Source organism: Glycomyces sp. NPDC050141 (genome assembly GCF_055586545.1).
Window position 1 is genome coordinate 199,816 of sequence record NZ_JBVJHZ010000003.1, and the last position, 17,392, is coordinate 217,207.

General features: G+C 69.4%; 13 protein-coding genes and 2 pseudogenes. 10 read left to right on the forward strand and 5 right to left on the reverse strand.

Features of this window, described 5'->3' with window-relative positions; all coding sequences use genetic code 11:
- Positions 1–14: 14 nt before the first annotated feature.
- Positions 15–2,228, reverse strand: coding sequence for a HelD family protein (locus ACZ60M_RS03215; RefSeq protein WP_465414183.1), 2,214 nt, complete (start codon positions 2,226–2,228; stop codon positions 15–17).
- Positions 2,229–2,503: 275 nt separating this feature from the next.
- On the opposite strand from ACZ60M_RS03215, the gene ACZ60M_RS03220 reads away from it, so the two are divergent.
- From ACZ60M_RS03220 to ACZ60M_RS03260, 9 genes and pseudogenes are all read left to right on the forward strand, one after another.
- Entirely contained in the window at positions 2,504–4,069 is a 1,566-nt protein-coding gene (locus ACZ60M_RS03220) for a sodium-dependent transporter (protein ID WP_465414185.1), read from the forward strand.
- Entirely contained in the window at positions 4,066–4,176 is a 111-nt protein-coding gene (locus ACZ60M_RS03225; RefSeq protein WP_465414186.1) for a methionine/alanine import family NSS transporter small subunit, read from the forward strand. Before ACZ60M_RS03220 ends, ACZ60M_RS03225 begins: the two co-directional genes overlap by 4 nt.
- 223 nt (positions 4,177–4,399) lie before the next feature.
- Positions 4,400–4,987, forward strand: a pseudogene (locus ACZ60M_RS03230) (lytic polysaccharide monooxygenase auxiliary activity family 9 protein); the annotation flags it as partial.
- A 132-nt stretch (positions 4,988–5,119) separates the two neighbouring features.
- Positions 5,120–5,251: pseudogene (locus ACZ60M_RS03235) on the forward strand (carbohydrate-binding protein); the annotation flags it as partial.
- A 325-nt stretch (positions 5,252–5,576) separates the two neighbouring features.
- Positions 5,577–7,166 (forward strand): ABC-F family ATP-binding cassette domain-containing protein, encoded by a 1,590-nt coding sequence (locus ACZ60M_RS03240; protein WP_465414188.1) that lies wholly within the window; start codon positions 5,577–5,579, stop codon positions 7,164–7,166.
- A gap of 74 nt (positions 7,167–7,240) precedes the next feature.
- A complete protein-coding gene (locus tag ACZ60M_RS03245; RefSeq protein WP_465414190.1) occupies positions 7,241–7,747 on the forward strand; it encodes a hypothetical protein in 507 nt (168 codons plus the stop codon).
- A gap of 99 nt (positions 7,748–7,846) precedes the next feature.
- Entirely contained in the window at positions 7,847–11,740 is a 3,894-nt protein-coding gene (hrpA, locus tag ACZ60M_RS03250) for an ATP-dependent RNA helicase HrpA (protein ID WP_465414192.1), read from the forward strand.
- 186 nt (positions 11,741–11,926) lie between these two features.
- Entirely contained in the window at positions 11,927–12,910 is a 984-nt protein-coding gene (locus ACZ60M_RS03255) for an ATP-binding cassette domain-containing protein (RefSeq protein WP_465414194.1), read from the forward strand.
- Positions 12,907–13,710, forward strand: a complete 804-nt coding sequence (locus ACZ60M_RS03260; protein WP_465414196.1) for an ABC transporter permease — start codon at positions 12,907–12,909, stop codon at positions 13,708–13,710. The genes ACZ60M_RS03255 and ACZ60M_RS03260 overlap by 4 nt, the downstream gene beginning before the upstream one ends.
- Positions 13,711–13,749: 39 nt before the next feature.
- Here the strand turns inward: ACZ60M_RS03260 and ACZ60M_RS03265 are convergent, their stop codons facing one another.
- From ACZ60M_RS03265 to ACZ60M_RS03275, 3 genes are all read right to left on the reverse strand, one after another.
- A complete protein-coding gene (locus ACZ60M_RS03265) occupies positions 13,750–14,403 on the reverse strand; it encodes a class I SAM-dependent methyltransferase (RefSeq protein WP_465414198.1) in 654 nt (217 codons plus the stop codon).
- Positions 14,404–14,577: 174 nt separating this feature from the next.
- Positions 14,578–15,204, reverse strand: coding sequence for an NAD(P)-dependent oxidoreductase (locus ACZ60M_RS03270; protein ID WP_465414200.1), 627 nt, complete (start codon positions 15,202–15,204; stop codon positions 14,578–14,580).
- A 28-nt stretch (positions 15,205–15,232) separates the two neighbouring features.
- Entirely contained in the window at positions 15,233–16,138 is a 906-nt protein-coding gene (locus tag ACZ60M_RS03275; RefSeq protein WP_465414201.1) for an EamA family transporter, read from the reverse strand.
- 132 nt (positions 16,139–16,270) lie between these two features.
- Between ACZ60M_RS03275 and ACZ60M_RS03280 the strand changes: the two genes are divergently transcribed.
- Entirely contained in the window at positions 16,271–16,792 is a 522-nt protein-coding gene (locus ACZ60M_RS03280) for a MarR family winged helix-turn-helix transcriptional regulator (RefSeq protein ID WP_465414203.1), read from the forward strand.
- Between the two features lie 29 nt (positions 16,793–16,821).
- Here the strand turns inward: ACZ60M_RS03280 and ACZ60M_RS03285 are convergent, their stop codons facing one another.
- Positions 16,822–17,262, reverse strand: coding sequence for a hypothetical protein (locus ACZ60M_RS03285; protein WP_465414205.1), 441 nt, complete (start codon positions 17,260–17,262; stop codon positions 16,822–16,824).
- Between the last annotated feature and the right edge of the window lie 130 nt (positions 17,263–17,392).

Genomic DNA, 17,392 nt, shown 5'->3' on the forward strand with positions numbered 1-17,392 from the left:
GCTTGAGCCGACGCTTACAGGACCTCTGCGCCGGGGAACACAGGCTTGTCGGGCGCCACAACGCCGAGCCGCTTCGTCGCCCGCGTCAACGCCACGTACAGGTTCCGCAGACCCGAAGCCGCGATCGCGTCGGGGTCGACGACGATGACGCTGTCGAACTCGAGTCCCTTGGCCTGCTTCACGGTGAGCACCGAGGCGTCCGCGATCCCGGCGAGGCCCGCGGCCCGCTCAGGCGTAGTCACGATCGCCACGCTGCCGTCGCCGACCGCCGCCTTCTCGGCCGCGACCAGCTCTTCGACCCGCTCGTCCAGGTCCACCTGGGCGATCTCCAGCCACGGCTGATGCCCCGATTCGCGCACCGAGCGCGGCCGCGCCGCCTGGACGTCGATCGAGTCGAGCACGCGCACCGCGACCTCCATGATCTCGGCCGGGGTCCGGTAGGACACCGTGAGCTGCTCGGCCCGCCAGTCGAGCCCGGAGGGCCCGAAGACCTCGCCCCAGCTCCTGGGCGCGGTCGGCCCGGCGGCCTGCGCCAGGTCACCGGCGACGGTGAACGAGCGCGTCACGCACCGCCGCAGCAGCGCCCGCCACTCCATAGGGGACAGCTCCTGGGCCTCGTCGACGATCACGTGCCCGAAGATCCAGCGCCGGTCCCGCGCGGCCCGCTCCGCCACGGAGATGAACGCCTCGTCCACCTGCCGGTCGCTCAGCCAGAACTCGTCGATCACGTCGGTGGCCTGCAGGATCTCCGACTCCTCGTCCTCGAAGTCGAACGAGGCCGAACCGGCCGCGATCGTCAGGACGTCCTGCGCGTACGCGATCTGCTCCGCCGTCAGCTCGCTCGCGCGCTGCTTCACCTCGATCTCGCCCAGGTGCTCAGCGGCCTCGTCGAGCAGCGCCACGTCCGCCTCGCTCCACCCGCCCGGCTCGCGCAGGAGCAGCGCCCGGTCCTCTTTCTTCAGCACCGCCGCCGCCGAAGCCAGCAGCTCACGAGACGAGAACAGGTCCTCCAGCAGCTCCTTGGCCGACAGCTGCGGCCACAGCACCTCGATCTGGCCCCGGATCACCGGGTCCGACGCGATCTCGACCGCGAACTGCGCCCGGTCCTCCAGGCCCAGCAGGTTCTCCCCGCCGAGCGGGTCCTCACCGATGATGTCCGCGTACTGGATCGCCAGGTCGGCGATCACCCGCTTGTGGAAGGTCTCGCGAGCCTCGTTGTGCGCCAAGCCGGTCTCGCGCGCCGCGTCCCGCGCCGCCGTGATCCGCTCCGGGCGCAGGAACAGCTCGTGCCCTTCGTAGTCCACCGGCACGGGCTCGCGCGGCACCACCTGGCGGTCGGCGACCGCGCTGGCGATGACCCCGGCCATCACGGCCCGGCCCTTCACGGCCGCCGCAGCCTCGGTCTCGGGGCGGTCGGCGACGACCCCTGGGAACAGCTGCGCGGGCGTGCGCAGCAGGACGTCGGTCTCGGCCAGGCCCGGCAGGACCTCGGAGATGTACCGCAGGAACTGCTTGCCGGGGCCGATGATGAGGACGCCCTGGCGCTTCAGCCGCTCACGGTGCTCGTACAGCAGGTACGCGGCGCGGTGGAGCGCGACAGCGGTCTTGCCGGTGCCCGGCGCGCCGTCGACGATCATGACGCCTTCCAAAGGCGCGCGGATGATCCGGTCCTGCTCGGCCTGGATCGTGGCCACGATGTCCTGCATCGTGCCGGTGCGGGCCGCGTCGAGCGCGGCCATGAGGGCACCTTCAGAACCGATCGTCGAATCGGACTCGCCCGCCGCGTCCAGGTCCAGGACCTCGTCGTTCACCAGGCGCAGGCGGCGTCCCTTGGTGTGGAGGTGGCGCCTGCGGCGCACCCCGGCCGGGGACGCGGCGGTCGCCAGGTAGAACCGGCGGCCCGCCTCGCTGCGCCAGTCGACGAGCAGCTGCTCGCCGCCTTCAGCGTGGATACCGATGCGGCCCAAGTACATCGGCACGTCGGAGTCGAGGTAGTCGAGCCGCCCGAAGCACAGGCCCTCCTCGACCGCGTCGAGCTGGGCGATGCGGTGGCGGTACAGGTGCGTCTCGGCGTCGCGCTGCGAGCGCTCCTGGTCGTTCTCCACGTGCTTGAGCCGCGACTCGCCGAGCCGCTCGGCGGCCTCGTCGCGGAGCCGGTCGAGGCGGTCGTACAGCTCGTAGAGGCGTTGCTGCTCGAACTTGACGGCCGGAGTGATGGCAGCGGACACGGCTCTCCTCGGATGCGGAGCGGACGGGATTCAAGACGAAGATGCGCGGAGGGCCTGGGCGCTGCGAAGAAGAGTCGCCAGTGTCTCTCAGGCCGTGAAGAGGCGCAACTGATCAACCTTACCGCTCTCACGGCCGCCCCGTCTCGTGCCGGATCGAACGCCGAGACCGCGCGCACAACGCTTTCCGGGCACTAGTGCGAACCCGAACCCGAGGTTTCGCTACCGTATACGCCGATATCAGTACCCTGACCCCGATGTACTTGGAGAATCTGCCCATGGCGCGAGAACCGAATGTCAGAGAGAACTGGGGGAGCAGGCTCGGGTTCATCCTCGCCGCCGTCGGTTCCGCCCTCGGCCTGGGGAACATCTGGCGCTTCCCCGGCGTCGCCTACGAGAACGGCGGCGGCGCGTTCCTCATCCCGTACCTGGTCGCCCTGTGCACCGCGGGCATCCCGCTCCTCATCCTCGAGTTCACGATCGGCCGCCGCTTCCGCGGCTCGGCCCCGCTCGCGTTCCGCCGCCTGAACAAGAACACCGAGTTCATCGGCTGGTGGCAGGTGGCGATCTCTATCGTCATCGGCGTCTACTACGCGGTCATCATCGCCTGGGCCGCCTGGTACGCGTTCTTCTCGCTGGAGCAGCAGTGGGGCGAGGACCCGGCCAGGTTCCTCATGGTCGATTTCCTCCAGGCCGGAGGGCTCTACGACTTCGGGACCTGGCTCCCGGGCCTGGCCGTCGCCCTGGCCCTGGTGTGGCTCGCCACCCTCGCGGTGATCGGCGCCGGGATCAAGAAGGGCATCGAGGCCACCAGCAAGATCTTCATCCCGCTGCTGGTCGTGCTCTTCGGCGCGCTCCTGGTCCAGTCGCTCACGCTCGACGGCGCAGTCGACGGCCTGAACGCGTTCTTCACGCCCGACTGGGAGGCCATCAAGGGCCCGCAGGTGTGGCTCGCCGCCTACGCGCAGATCTTCTTCACGCTGTCGGTCGGCTTCGGCATCATGGTCACCTACGGCTCCTACCTCAAGCGCAAGTCCGACATCACCACCTCCGCGTGGACGGTGGGCATGTCGAACTCGTTCGGCGAGATCCTGGCCGGTATCGCGGTGTTCTCGGTGCTGGGCTTCCTCGCGCTCGAGACCGGCGTGCCGATCGAAGAGCAGTCCTATGCGGGCGTGGGCCTGGCGTTCATCGCCTTCCCGGCGATCATCAACACGCTCCCGTACCTGGCAGGCCTGTTCGGCGTGCTCTTCTTCGTGTCCCTCGTGGTCGCTGGCTGGGCCTCGCTCATCAGCGTGGTCGAGGTCCCGGTCGCGGCCTTCGAGGACCGCTTCGGCTGGGGCCGCAGGAAGACCGTCGCGATCGTCGGCGGGATCATGGCCGCGGCCTCGCTCCTGCTGTTCCCGACGGTCAACGGCCTCATGGTGCTCGACGTGACCGACCACTTCATCAACAACTACGGCATCGCGGTGGCCGCCCCGGTGGCGATCATCGCCGTGGTGTGGGTCCTGTGGCGCTGGCAGGAGCTGCGCGACGACGCGAACGCCACCTCGACGTTCAAGATCGGCCCGATCTGGTTCGTGTGCCTGGGCGTGATCACGCCGCTCGCGCTGGCGGTCATCCTGTTCTTCAACGTGCGGGACCTGCTGTCGGCCGGGCCTGAGAGCAATCTCGCCGCCTACCACGAGTACCAGGCGTTCGGCTGGTCCGTCGCGGGCGGCTCGCTCGCGTTCGCGCTGGTCATGGCGCTGGTGCTGCGCCGCAAGGAAGGACCGCCCGCCGTGCCCGAAGAGGTCTTCGACGAGGCCGGGTACGTCTCGATCGAGAAGGAGGTCGACCTGTGACCACCAGTGCCATCGCCATGATGATCGTCGCGCTCGCGGTGGTCGGGGGCGGCCTGCTCGTCTCCATCATCGCGCTCGTCCGCAATCCCGAGCAGCACGAGGACTAGTCTCCGCCGGCTCTTCCGTCGACAATGGCCGCACACGGTTCGTGTGCGGCCATTGTCTTTGCGTACTAAATGAGAACGCTTATTCGGCTTTTGGTGATTGGTCAGCGCTTGCCCCTTGTGTGGAGCAGGGTTAACTGTTAGGTTCCCTTTTAATTCGGCTCCCCAAACCGGTTCCACCGGAACGCCGAAGCAATTGCTGACCCATCGTCGATAGGAGACGAAGATGCGCACGAAGCGCAAAATCATCCTGTCCATCGCCGGCGCCGGAACCCTCGCGGTCTCGGCGTCCATGGCTGCCCTGGCCTGGGGCCACGGCTACACCTCCGACCCGCCGAGCCGCTCGGCCCTCTGCGCCAGCGGCGAAGTCACCGACTGCGGCGCCATCTCCTACGAACCCCAGAGCGTCGAAGGCCCCAAGGGCTTCCCCGCCGCCGGTCCCGCCGACGGCGAGATCTGCTCGGGCGGGCACGCCGAGTTCGCCGAACTCGACGACCCGCGCGGCGGCAACTGGCCCACCACCTCGGTGAGCGCCGGCTCGCAGACGTTCACGTGGACGATGACCGCCCAGCACTCGACGGCGACCTTCGACTACTACATCACCAACGACAGCTACGACCCGACGCAGCCGCTGACCCGCGCCATGCTCGAGTCGGAGCCCTTCGCGTCCTTCGAGATGGGCGGGGCGAAGCCCGACCACACGATGACCCACGACGTGACCCTGCCCGAGCGCAGCGGCCAGCAGCTGATCCTCAGCGTCTGGAACATCGCGGACACCGTGAACGCCTTCTACTCCTGCGTCGACGTCGACTTCGGCGGTTCCGGCGGCGGCGAGGAGACCCCGACCGACGCGGCGACCACCGACACCCCGACCACGACGCCGACGGACGACGCTTCGGCGACCGAGGACGCGGGCACCGGCTGCGACGCCTCGGCCTGGGCCTCCTCGGACGTCTACACCGCGGGCGACGAGGTGACCCACGAGGGCATCGCCTACCGCGCCGACTGGTGGACCACCGGCGAGGAGCCGGGCACCACCGGCGAGTGGGGCGTCTGGAAGCAGACCGCCACCTGTTAGACCAACCACCCGAATGACACGGGCCGCCCGGCTCAGTCTCGGCGAAGCTTGCGAGCCGTAAATTGGCTCAGCAGGGCGGCCCGTGTCGTATTAATCGCTTGACGCCGTTGCGGCACCGGCCTAACCTTGACGACGTCCTTGTTCCCGACGTTAGGCACTCACTTGAAGCTCTAGGTCGTAGACATCGCGCCATCACGTCTCTGCGTACGTGACCGGTGTGTCTTCGATCGAGGGGTGCCTGTTTCCGGGTTCTTACCTTTTCGCCGTCTTCTGGCGCGATGTCTCTCATCTCGATTCCGTTCAGCATCGACCTGAGAGAGGTCTCATGACCACCTATATCAACGTCCAGCAGCTCCGCTTCCTCTGGCCGGAGGGCGAGAGGATCTTCGACGGCCTCGACGTCGTCTTCTCCGACGGCCGCACCGCGCTCATCGGCGACAACGGCACCGGCAAGTCGACCCTGCTCAAGCTCGTCGCCGGTCTCCTGCAGCCCGAGTCGGGCACGATCGCGGCCTCCGGGCTCATCGAGTACCTGCCGCAGGAGCTGCCGCTCCGCCTTGGCGACACCGTCTCCGACCTGCTCGGCATCGCTGAGAAGCGCAAGGCGCTCATGGCGATCGAGGCCGGTGACGTGGACGAGGCGCACTTCAGCGCGATCGGCGAGGACTGGGACTTCCTGGACCGCTCCCGTGTCGCGCTCGACGAGCTCGGCCTCGACCACGTGGACTTCGACCGCACGGTCGCGACCCTGTCCGGCGGCGAGTCGATGCTCGTGGGCCTGGCGGGCCGCCTCGCGCGCCGCCCTGACGTGCTGCTCCTCGACGAGCCCTCGAACAACCTCGACGGTTCGGCGAGAAAACGCCTGTACCAGGCGATCCGCCGCTTCAACGGCACCCTCGTGGTCGTGAGCCACGACCGGGCGCTGCTGGAGCACGTGGACGCCGTCGCCGAACTCTACAAAGGGCGAATCAGGGTCATCGAGGGCAACTTCAGCGTCTACGAGCAGGTCATCGAGGCCGAGCAGGAGGTCGCGGCCCGCATGGTGCGCGACGCCAAGCAGGACCTCACCCGCCAGAAGAAGGAGCTCATCGCGACCCGCGTCCAGAACGACAGGGGCGCCTCGTCCTGGCGCCGCGAGCGCGAGCGCGGTGGCACGCCGAAGATAATGCTCAACGCGAAGAAGAACGCCGGCGAGGTCTCCTCGGCGAAGATCCTCAACGCGAAACTCGAGGACGTCGCCGAGGCCCGCGACCGCCTCGACGAGGCCGAAGAGGCGCTGCGCGACGACGGCGGGATCAACGTCGACCTGCCCGAGACCAGCGTCTCCTCCCACCGCGACATCGCGATCCTCAAGGGGCTCAAAGTGAGCGACCTCTACGGCGACGGCCTCGGGCTGCACCTGCGCGGCCCCGAGCGGGTCGCCATCACCGGGGACAACGGCGCGGGCAAGACCACGCTGCTGCGCGCGATCGCCGCCGCTGCCCGCGTCCCGCACGGGTTCCTCACGCAGCGGCTGGAACTGCTCGACGACGACGCGAGCGTGCTGGACAACGTGCGCGCGAAAGCGCCCGAAGCCGAGGAGAAGATGCTGCGGACCCGCCTGGCCCGCTTCGGCATGCGCCGCGACTCGGTGTTCCAGCAGGTATCTACGTTGTCGGGCGGCCAGCGCCTGCGGGCGGCCCTTGCGACGGTCCTGTCCTCGCAGCCCGCGCCGCAGCTGCTCCTGCTCGACGAGCCGACGAACAACCTCGACATGAGCTCGATCCGGCAGCTCCAGCAGGCGCTCGCGTCGTTCCGGGGCGCGCTCGTGGTCGTCAGCCACGACGAGGCGTTCCTCGACGGGCTGGGCCTGACGCGCCGGGTGGAGCTCGCCCGCGGGGAGGGGATCGCGGTCGACGTGCCGGTCGCGGCGTAGCGACCGGCGTGGAATACCGGACGGACGGCATCGGTGCGCCGATACTGGGTGCGCCCACTGATGAAGGAGCGCCGATGCCGCCTATCCGAGCCCTGACTGCCGCCGCGGTCGTCCTCGCCGGAGCCCTCGCGGGCTGCGGCGGCGAGGACCCGAAATCCGAGGACCTGGGCGGGTCCTGGACCGCCGCGCTCGAGGTCACCGCCGTGTGGAAGCCCGTGGCCCCGCAGGCGACCGGAACCGCGACGATCTCCTCGACCGGCAGCACCTCGGTGCAGCTCGCGGTGGTCGGGCTCGCGCCGAGCACCGAGTACACCGCGCACGTCCACGACGGCGAGTGCGACGAAGACCCGCCCGGCGGCGGCCACTGGCTGTCCGACCCGGACGGCGAGGACGCGGCCGGGAACATCATCGAGATGTCGTTCACGACCTCGGAGACGGGCGTCGGCTCGGCCACCGGTTCGAGCGAGCTGATCCTCGACGACCGGGCCGAGAGCGTCGTCGTCCACGCGCCCCAGTCGCTCACCGATGCCGAGAGCCTGGACTCCGACCGGGTCCTGTGCGGGGACCTCGAAGACAAGTGACCGGCACGCCGGGCCCGGGGCGCCGCCCCGGGTCTCGGTCACTGCGGCGCTTAATGGATGGCGGCCGGGCGTGCCGTCCAAGTATCGTTGACGATCGTCATGCCCAGCAGCATCCCTGAAACCCGAACGAGCCTGCGCGAGCGCGTCTTCGCCCTGCGTACGGCCGATCAGCGTGCCCTGCGCCGCCGCCTGCGCGAGGCCCGCGAACTCGAGGGCCCGGCCCGGAGCGAGGCGTTCGGGAAGCTCGAAGCGGACGTGGAGCGCAAGGAGGCCGCGCTGGCGGCCCGCGCGGCGGGCGTGCCGAGGATCGTCTACCCCGAGGCGCTGCCGGTGTCGCAGCGCAAGGACGACATCCTCGAGGCGATCCGGGACCACCAGGTCGTGATCATCGCCGGTGAGACCGGTTCGGGCAAGACCACGCAGATCCCGAAGATCTGCCTCGAACTCGGCCGCGGGGTGCGCGGCATGATCGGGCACACGCAGCCGCGCCGCATCGCGGCCCGCGCGGTGGCCGAGCGCATCGCCGAGGAGATGGGCTCGCCCCTCGGGGAGGCCGTGGGCTGGAAGGTCCGCTTCACCGACCAGGTGTCGGACAAGAGCTACGTCAAGCTCATGACGGACGGCATCCTGCTCACCGAGCTCCAGCACGACCGGCTCCTGAGCGCCTACGACACCATCATCATCGACGAGGCGCACGAGCGCAGCCTCAACATCGACTTCATCCTCGGGTGCCTGCGCCAGATCCTCCCCAAGCGCCCGGACCTGAAAGTCATCGTCACTTCGGCGACCATCGACCCCGAGCGGTTCGCGAACCACTTCGGAACGCCCGAATCCCCGGCCCCGATCCTCGAAGTCTCCGGCCGCACCTACCCCGTCGAGGTCCGGTACCGGCCGCTGCGCGACGAGGACGGCGAGGAGCAGCGCGACCAGACCGACGGCATCCTCGACGCCGTCAACGAGCTCGGCCGCGAAGGCGACGGCGACATCCTCGTGTTCCTCTCCGGCGAGCAGGAGATCCGCGACACCGCCGACGTCCTGGAACGCGCGAAGCTGCGGCACACCGAGATCGTCCCGCTGTACGCGCGGCTCTCGGCGCAGGAGCAGCACCGCGTGTTCTCCTCGCACACCGGCCGCCGGATCATCCTCTCCACCAACGTCGCCGAGACCTCCCTGACGGTGCCCGGCATCCGGTACGTGGTCGACGCCGGGTACGCGCGCATCTCCCGCTACTCGGCCCGCACCAAAGTGCAGCGCCTCCCCATCGAGGCGATCAGCCAGGCCAGCGCCAATCAGCGCGCGGGCCGCTGCGGCCGTGTCGCCGAAGGCATCTGCATCCGCCTCTACTCCGAGGACGACTTCAACTCTCGCCCCGAGTTCACCGACGCGGAGATCCTGCGCACCAACCTCGCCAGCGTCATCCTGCAGATGACCGCCGCGAAGCTCGGCCGCGTCGAGTCGTTCCCGTTCGTCGACGCCCCCGACTCGCGGAACATCAAGGACGGCATGGACCTCCTGGTGGAGCTCGGCGCGCTCGAGGACGTGCGCGCCGGGGAGCGGCGCCTGACGCAGGCCGGGCGCGACATCGCGCGCCTGCCGATCGACCCGCGCCTGGCCCGCATGATCCTGCAGGCCCGCACCGAAGGCTGCGTCCACTCGGTCGCGGTCATCACCGCCGCGATGTCCATCCAGGACCCGAAGGAGCGCCCGGCGGACAAGCGCGCCCAGGCCGACCAGTCGCACGCGCGCTTCAACGACCCCGACTCCGACTTCTCGGCGTACCTGAACCTGTGGCGCTACCTCGAAGAGGAGCGCAAGACCCGCTCCTCGAGCTCGTTCCGCCGCATGTGCAAACAGGAGTACCTGCACTACCTGCGCATCCGCGAATGGCAGGACCTCGTACGGCAGATCCTCGGCGTCCTCAAGAGCCTCAAGATCCCGATCGAGTCGCCCGACATCACGCCCGCCCCCAAGAGCGTCCACACCGCGCTCCTCGCCGGGCTCCTCTCCCACATCGGCGTCAAAGAGGCCGACACCCGCGAATACCTCGGCGGGCGCAACGCGAAGTTCGCGATCTTCCCCGGCTCGGGCCTGGCCAAGAAGCAGCCGCGCTGGGTCGTCGCCGGTGAACTCGTCGAGACCAGCCGCCTGTGGGGCCGCGTCTGCGCCAAGATCGAACCCGAGTGGGTCGAACCGATCAGCGAGCACCTCAGCAAGCGCACCTATTCCGAACCGCACTGGTCGAAGAAGGCCGGGGCGGTGCTCGCGTTCGAACGCGTCACGCTCTACGGCGTCCCGATCGTCGCCCGCCGCAAGGTCAACTTCGGACGCATCGACATCGAGACCAGCCGCGAGCTGTTCATCCGCCACGCCCTCGTCCAGGCCGAGTGGGACACCCACCACAAGTTCCTCGCGCAGAACCTCGCCAAGATCAGCGAGGTCGAAGAGCTCGAGAGCCGGGTGCGCCAGCGCGGCCTCCTCGCCGACGAGCAGACCCTCTTCGACTTCTACGACGAGCGCCTCCCCGCCGACATCGTCTCCGGCCGCCACTTCGACTCCTGGTGGAAGAAGGAGAAGGACAAGACCCTCCTCGACTTCGACGAAGCCCTGCTCCTGGGCGACCGCGCCGAAGGCGTCGCCGCCGACTCCTACCCCGAGATCTGGACCTCCGAAGGCGCCGACCTCGAACTCGACTACGAGTTCGAGCCCGGCTCCGCCCGCGACGGCGTCACCGTCGCCGTCCCCCTCCCGGCCCTCCAGCAGCTCGACCAGGACGCCTTCACCTGGCAGGTCCCGGGCCTGCGCGCCGAGTTCGCCGAAGCGCTCATCAAGAGCCTCCCCAAATCCCTGCGCCGCAGCTTCGTGCCCGCGCCCGACTTCGCGAAGGCCGCCGTCGCCCGCATGGCCCCCGCCCCGGGCCGGCCGATGATGGCCGCGCTCGCCGACACGCTCAAGTCGATGACGAACGTGCACGTCCCCGCCGACGCCTTCGACCTCACCAAAGTGCCCGGGCACCTCCTCGTCACCTTCCAGGTCAAGGACGAGGAAGGCAAGGTCCTCGCCGAAGGCAAGGAACTCGGCGCACTCCAGCGCCAGCTCGCCCCCAAGACCCAGGAGGCCGCGTCCGAGGCCTTCGACCTCGAGCGCACCGGCCTCACGACCTGGGACTTCGACGCCCTCCCCAAGCTCCACGAGACCCCGCGCAAGGGCTACACCGCGAAGGCGTACCCGGCGCTGGTCGACGAAGGCGGCTCCGTCGGCGTCAAGGCCTTCCCCGACCCCGGCTCGCAGACCGCGAACATGTGGGCGGGCACCAGGCGCCTGCTGCGCCTGAACACGCCCGACCCGCGCCTGAAGGACGCCCTCACCCGCAACGAGCAGCTCGCGCTGGCGACCGGCCCTTACACGAACGTGGACGCGCTCCTGGCCGACTGCGTGCGCACGGTGCTCGACAAGGTCCTCATCGAAGGCGGCGGGCCCGCTTGGGACCGTGAAGGTTTCGAGGCGCTGCTCAAGCGCGCGAAGCCCGAGGTCGCGGGCGAGTCGGTCGCAGTGGCCCGCAAGATCGCGGCGGTGCTGACCGAGGCACGTGAGGCGTCCCGGCTCCTCGAAGGCAAGTTCGACCTGCGCGCCCTGCCCGCACTGAGCGACATGCGCCGCCAGCTCGAAGGGCTCGTCGGCGCCGACGGCTTCATCGGCTCCACCGGCTGGTGGCGCCTCGACGACCTGCTGCGGTACGTGAAGGCCGTCAGCTTCCGCGCCAAGCGCGCGGTCGCCGACATCCCGGGGGACAAGGGCAAGATGGACGTCATCCAGTCCCTCGAGGCCGACCGGGACTCGCTCGCGCGCACCCGGCCCGCCGCGCTCCGCTCCGGCGAGGGCCGCGAGGTCCGCTGGATGCTCGAAGAGCTGCGCGTCAGCTTCTTCGCCCAGCAGCTCGGCACCCGCTACCAGGTGAGCGAGAAGCGCATCAGGAAGCTGCTGCAGACCCTCTAACGGGTATTCGCTCCCGGATGTCACACCCGGGGTGCATGATCGAGTTCCGGCGTACGCCGCGCACGGTACGGCTCATCGCCGCCACAAAGGTGATGTCAAGCACGCATCAATATGACACCATGAGATTGGGTGCACTGCGCCCGGAAACCGGAACCCTTCCACGACACCACTCCAAAGGAGGACGAAGTGTCGCAAGACAACGCCATCGAAACCGAGGGCCTGACCAAGCACTTCGGCGACCTCGTCGCACTCGACCACGTCGACCTCACGGCCCGGACCGGGACCGTGCTCGGCGTCCTCGGCCCCAACGGCGCGGGCAAGACCACCATGGTCCGCATGCTTGCCACCCTCTCCCGGCCCACGGCCGGCACCGCCCGCGTCGGCGGCTACGACATCGTCAAGGACGGCGCCCAGGTGCGCACGTTCATCGGCCTCACCGGCCAGTTCGCCGGCGTCGACGAACTGCTCACCGGCGAGGAGAACCTGCGGTTCATCGGCCGCCTCCTCGGCATGCCCACCCGCGACGCCAAGGCCCGCGCCCGCGAACTGCTCGCCCAGTTCAACCTCTCCGACGCCGCCGAGAAACCCGCCAAGGCCTACTCCGGCGGCATGCGCCGCCGCCTCGACCTGGCCGCGAGCCTCGTCGGACGGCCCCGCATCCTCTTCCTCGACGAGCCCACCACGGGCCTGGACCCGCGTGCGCGCGGCGAACTCTGGGGACTCGTGCGCGGCCTCGTCGCCGAAGGCACCACCGTCCTGCTCACCACGCAGTACCTCGAAGAGGCCGACCAGCTCGCCCACGAGATCGCCGTCATCGACCACGGCAAGGTCATCGCCACCGGCACGCCGACCCAGCTCAAAGCCAAGATCGGCGGCCAGAGCCTGCGCATCCAGCCCGAGGACCACGCGATGCTCGACTCCGTGCGCTACCTCGTCTCCGACCGCTTCCCCGACCTCGAACCCGTGGTCGAGGCCGGAGCCATCACCATCGGCGTCAACGACGACGGCATCATGCCCGCCCTCGCCGCCGACCTCCGCGACCGCGGCATCGCGCTCACCGAGTTCCACCTCGGACTCTCCAGCCTCGACGAGGTCTTCCTGACCCTCACCGGCCGCCGCACCGAGACCGAAGACGACGACGAGACCGAGACCGAGGAGCCCGCGAAATGACCGCCGCCACCATCGAAGCACCGGTCGTCCACCGGCCCGGCCTCGGCGCCACCGTCAGCCAGACCCTCTCCATGGCCTGGCGGCAGATGGTCCGCATCAAGCACAACCCGTTCGAACTCGTCGACCTCAGCCTCAGCCCGATCATGTTCCTGCTGCTGTTCGTCTACGTCTTCGGCGGCCAGATGGCCGGGTCCACCTCGGACTACCTGCAGTACGTCCTCGGCGGCCTCATCGCCCAGAACGCCATCTTCCTGACCATGTACACCGGCACCGGCATCAACGCCGACCTCCGCAAAGGCGTCTACGACCGCTTCCGCTCGCTCCCGATCGCCCGCTCCGCACCGCTGGCCGGGAAGATCTTCGCGGACATGTTCAAGCAGGTCTGGTCCATCGTGGTCATGCTCGGCCTGGGCCTGCTCATGGGCTTCGAGCTGCGCACCGTCGCGGGCGCGTTCCTCGCGACCCTCGTGCTCGTCGTCTTCGCCCTCGCGATCTCGTGGATCTCGGTCCTCATGGGCGTGGTCGCCGACTCCGAGGAGAAGGTCCAGATCTACGCGTTCGTCATCATCATGCCGCTGACCTTCACGTCCAGCGCGTTCGTCGACATCAACACGATGCCCGGCTTCATGCAGGCCTGGGCCAAGGTCAACCCGGTCACGCACCTCGCCGACGCGATGCGCGGCCTGCTCTCCTTCGGCCCCGTCACCGAACCGCTGATGTGGACCTTCGTCTGGGCCATAGCGATCTTCGCCGTCACGGCCCCGCTCGCCATGCGCGCCTACAAACGCAAGATGGTCTGAACATGAAGGGCCGCAACCGTTCGGTTGCGGCCCTTCGCGTCACGCCTCGCTCTTGCGGAGTATCAGGTGCCCGGCCTCGAATCCGCGCTTGCTGTGCGGCGAAGCCGACTCGATCAGCCGCGCCTTCTCCACGAACCCGCACTCCCGCAGGACTCCGGCCAGGCGATTGGTCGACAGCCGCCACGCCGGGGCGACCGTGTGGTCGAACTGCCAGCCCAGCCGGGTGTCGTTGGCGTGCGCGAAGAACCCCAGCATCAGCACGCCGCCCGGAACGAGCACCCGGTTGAACTCCGCGAACACCTGCGGCAGCTCCTCGGGCGGCGTGTGGATGATCGACCACCGCGCGAGCACCCCGCCCAATGAGCCGTCAGCGAGGTCGAGGGCCGTCATCGACCCTTCGCTGAAGGAGACCCCGGGGTACTCGCGGCGGGCGATCGCCAGAAGCTCGGGGGAGAGGTCGATCCCGACCGCGTCAAGGCCCAGCCCGCGCAGATGCGCCGTCACATGCCCGGGCCCGCAGCCGATATCGGCGACCAGTGGCGGATCGACAGCCTTGACGAGACCGGCGAACACCTCCAGCATCGCCAGGTCGTACAGGTCGTCGCCCCACGTCTCGCGCACGAGCCCGTAGTACTCCTCGGCCCGCTTGTCGTACCCGTTCCGCGTGCTGCTCAAGAACTCCGGCTCACTCACAGCACCCGAGGCTACCCGGCACGAACCGCCCCGCCGCCGAGGACCTTCCGCAAGACGGCGTCAGGGGACACACTCACTGTAGCCCTGCTGGAACGGGATCGGGCTCTCGGCGTCGCGGAGTCACCGGTCCCTTGGAGCAAGGCCCGCAAGGCGCTGTTGGATGCGGGGCGGGTGTTAGTCGGCGACGGTGAAGCGGGCGCGGCGGTGGTTCGGGTGTTCGAGTTCGTCGACCACTGCGACGGCGAGGTCCTCGATCGAGATCCGCGAGACGCCGTCGGCGTCCACAAGGAGGTCATCGGTTCCCTTGCGGTACTTGCCGGTCCGCTCGCCGGGTTCGAGGACCGCGGGCGGGCTGAGGTAGGTCCAGTCGGCGTCCTGCTCGGCGATGCAGCGGTAGTGCTGAGACGCGCTGGCCTCGGCCGCCGCGCGCCATGCCTCGCCGATGTAGCGGGGGTCGTCGAGGACGAGCCTGCCGCTGTCGGGGACCTTGAGCGTCGCCGCGCCGCCGACGACGAGGACGCGCACGCCGCTCTGCGCGGCGCCCTTGAGCAGGGCATCGGTGGCCGCGACCTGTTCGTGCTCGCTCGGGGCGCGGACAGCGCCGACGGCTGCGTCGTGTCCTCGGGTCAGTTCGGCGACCTCGGCCTGATCGGAGGCGTTGCCGATCGTGGTCGTGACGCCTTGGGGGAGTTCGCGGTTCGGGCTTCTGACCACGGCGGTGACTTCGTGGCCGCGTGAGAGCGCTTCGGAGGCGGTGCGGTAGCCGACGCTTCCGGCGGCTCCGAAGATAACGATGCGCATGGCGTTCCTTTCGCGGGGGGCAGTGGTGTCAGACGCGGGCGAGGGTCTTGGGCTTTTCGGTGGTCTGTGCGGCGGGCTTGGGGCGGGCCTGGAGTTGGGCGGTGACGGTGGCGGCGAGGGCCACGGCGAAACCGGCGGTCTGCCAGGGCGTGAAGGTCTCGCCGAGGGCGATCCACCCCACGGTCGCTGCAGTAAGCGGAGAGAGCAGGCCGAGGAAGCTCAACGGCACCACCGAGAGCCGTCCGATGCCGCGGAACCAGAGCCAGTAGCCGAGCGCGGTGTTCACCAGGCCGAGGTAGAGGTAGCCGAGCACGTTGGTGCCGGTGAACGCCGGGAGGGCGCCCTCGGCGGCGAAGGCCAGGGGGATGAGCAGGAGTCCGCCCGCGGTGAGCTGCCAGCCCGCGAGAGCCGCCGGGCCCGCTTCCTTCGGGATGCCCCAGCGCTTGGTGAGGACGACCGCCACGGCCATGGAGACCGCGCCGCCGATCCCTGCGGCGGCGCCGACGGGGTCGAGCTTCGCTTCGGCGGTGAGGACCACCATCGCCACGCCCAGGACACCCGTGATGCCCAGCAGCCAGGTGCGGACGCGGACCTTCTGGTGGAGGATCAGCATCGTCGCGGCCGCCGTGACGAGCGGGCCGACCGCCGCCGCCACCGCCGCGACGCCGCCGGGGAGGCGGTAGGTCGCGATGAAGAGCAGCGCGAAGAACGCGGCGATGTTGAGCGTGCCGATCACGGCCGACCTCCACCACCACGAGCCCCTCGGGAGCTTTCGTGACAGGAGTATGAGCAGGAGTCCGGCGGGGAGGGCGCGGAGCATGGCGGTGAGGAAGGGGCGGTCGGCCGGGAGGAATTCGGTGGTCACCACGTAGGTGGTGCCCCACATGACGGGGGCGAGGGCCGTGAGGAGGAGGTCCCTGGTGCTGCGGTTCATCGTGACTCCCTGAGGTAGCTTGTTAGAAAGTAGCTTACTCTCAAGCTACTTCAAGTCAAGATACTTGAACTTGAGTTAGATCACGCCGAGGTAAGTCGGCGACCCGAAGGCAGGTGGGCCAGAATGACTCCCATGACCGAAGACGCCGCGGACCGCGACACCGTGGACCGGATCGTCGAGCAGTGGCACCGCGAGCTGCCCGACCTCGAACTGGAGTCCATGGCCCTCTACGGGCGCATCCACCGCATCTCCCAGAAGCTCGGCGCGCGCCTGCACGAGCTGCGGTCCCGGCAGGGCCTGGGACGCAACGAGTTCGACGTGCTCGCGACCATCCGCCGCTCAGGGGGGCCGTTCACGCTCTCGCCCAAGGAGATCGGTGCGGCCATGATGCTCTCCTCCGGCGGGCTCACCGGGCGCCTCGACAAGCTCGAGGCTGCCGGGTTCGTCGAACGCCTGCCCGACCCCGCCGACCGGCGCGGATTGAAAGTGCGCATGACCGAACGCGGCCGCGAGGTCATCGAGGACGCCGTGCGCACCGGCGTCGACCTCCAGCTCGAAACCCTCGAAGTGCTCACCCCGGAGGAGAAGGCCCAGCTCAGCGCCCTGCTGCGCAAGCTGCACCTCGGCTTCGAGGACCAGCCCTTCGAGGTTTAGCGGGCTCGGCGAAGCTTGCGAGCCGTAGATCAGCGCTGCGTCAGGTCGATGTTGTAGTCGAAGACGTCGTACACGATCACCGGCGGAGGCGGCGTCTGCGGCTGCGCCTTGGGCGCCTCCGGCTCGGGCGGCGGAGGCGGGGTCAGGGCCTTGCACCGGTCCAGCGCCGCCCGCATCGGCTTCTCGCCGAACGGGTTGTGCGCCAGCGCTTCCTCCTCGGTGAGGAACCCCGACGCGACCTCGGCGCACATCCGCGCCACCTCGGCCATGTCCCGCACCTGCGAACGCGCCCACCAGTAGTCGGCCGGGTCGCCGTGGCCCGGGACCACGATCTGGGGCTTCCAGCTCAGCAGGTACTCGACCGCCTGCGGCCACTCGTACGGGAACGCGCCGTCGTACGAGGGCGGCGCGCCGTTCTCCAGCAGGTCCCCGGCGAACAGGACGCCCGCGTCGGGCACCTCGACGACCATGTCGGTGTCGCTGTGGGGGGGGGGGGGGGGGGGGGGGGGGGGGGGGGGGGTAGGGGGGGGGGGGGGGGGGGGGGGGGGGGGGGGGGGGGTGTGGGGTGGGGGGGGGTGGGGGGGGCCCGCAGGCCAACAA

Bases quoted from the DNA above. Each gene is read 5' to 3' on its own strand.
- ACZ60M_RS03220 (WP_465414185.1), top strand. From the start codon at position 2,504: ATGGCGCGAGAACCGAATGTCAGAGAGAACTGGGGGAGCAGGCTCGGG.
- ACZ60M_RS03240 (WP_465414188.1), top strand. From the start codon at position 5,577: ATGACCACCTATATCAACGTCCAGCAGCTCCGCTTCCTCTGGCCGGAG.
- ACZ60M_RS03245 (WP_465414190.1), top strand. From the start codon at position 7,241: ATGCCGCCTATCCGAGCCCTGACTGCCGCCGCGGTCGTCCTCGCCGGA.
- hrpA (WP_465414192.1), top strand. From the start codon at position 7,847: ATGCCCAGCAGCATCCCTGAAACCCGAACGAGCCTGCGCGAGCGCGTC.
- ACZ60M_RS03260 (WP_465414196.1), top strand. From the start codon at position 12,907: ATGACCGCCGCCACCATCGAAGCACCGGTCGTCCACCGGCCCGGCCTC.
- ACZ60M_RS03270 (WP_465414200.1), bottom strand. From the start codon at position 15,204: ATGCGCATCGTTATCTTCGGAGCCGCCGGAAGCGTCGGCTACCGCACC.
- ACZ60M_RS03275 (WP_465414201.1), bottom strand. From the start codon at position 16,138: ATGAACCGCAGCACCAGGGACCTCCTCCTCACGGCCCTCGCCCCCGTC.
- ACZ60M_RS03280 (WP_465414203.1), top strand. From the start codon at position 16,271: ATGACCGAAGACGCCGCGGACCGCGACACCGTGGACCGGATCGTCGAG.
- ACZ60M_RS03285 (WP_465414205.1), bottom strand. From the start codon at position 17,262: ATGGTCGTCGAGGTGCCCGACGCGGGCGTCCTGTTCGCCGGGGACCTG.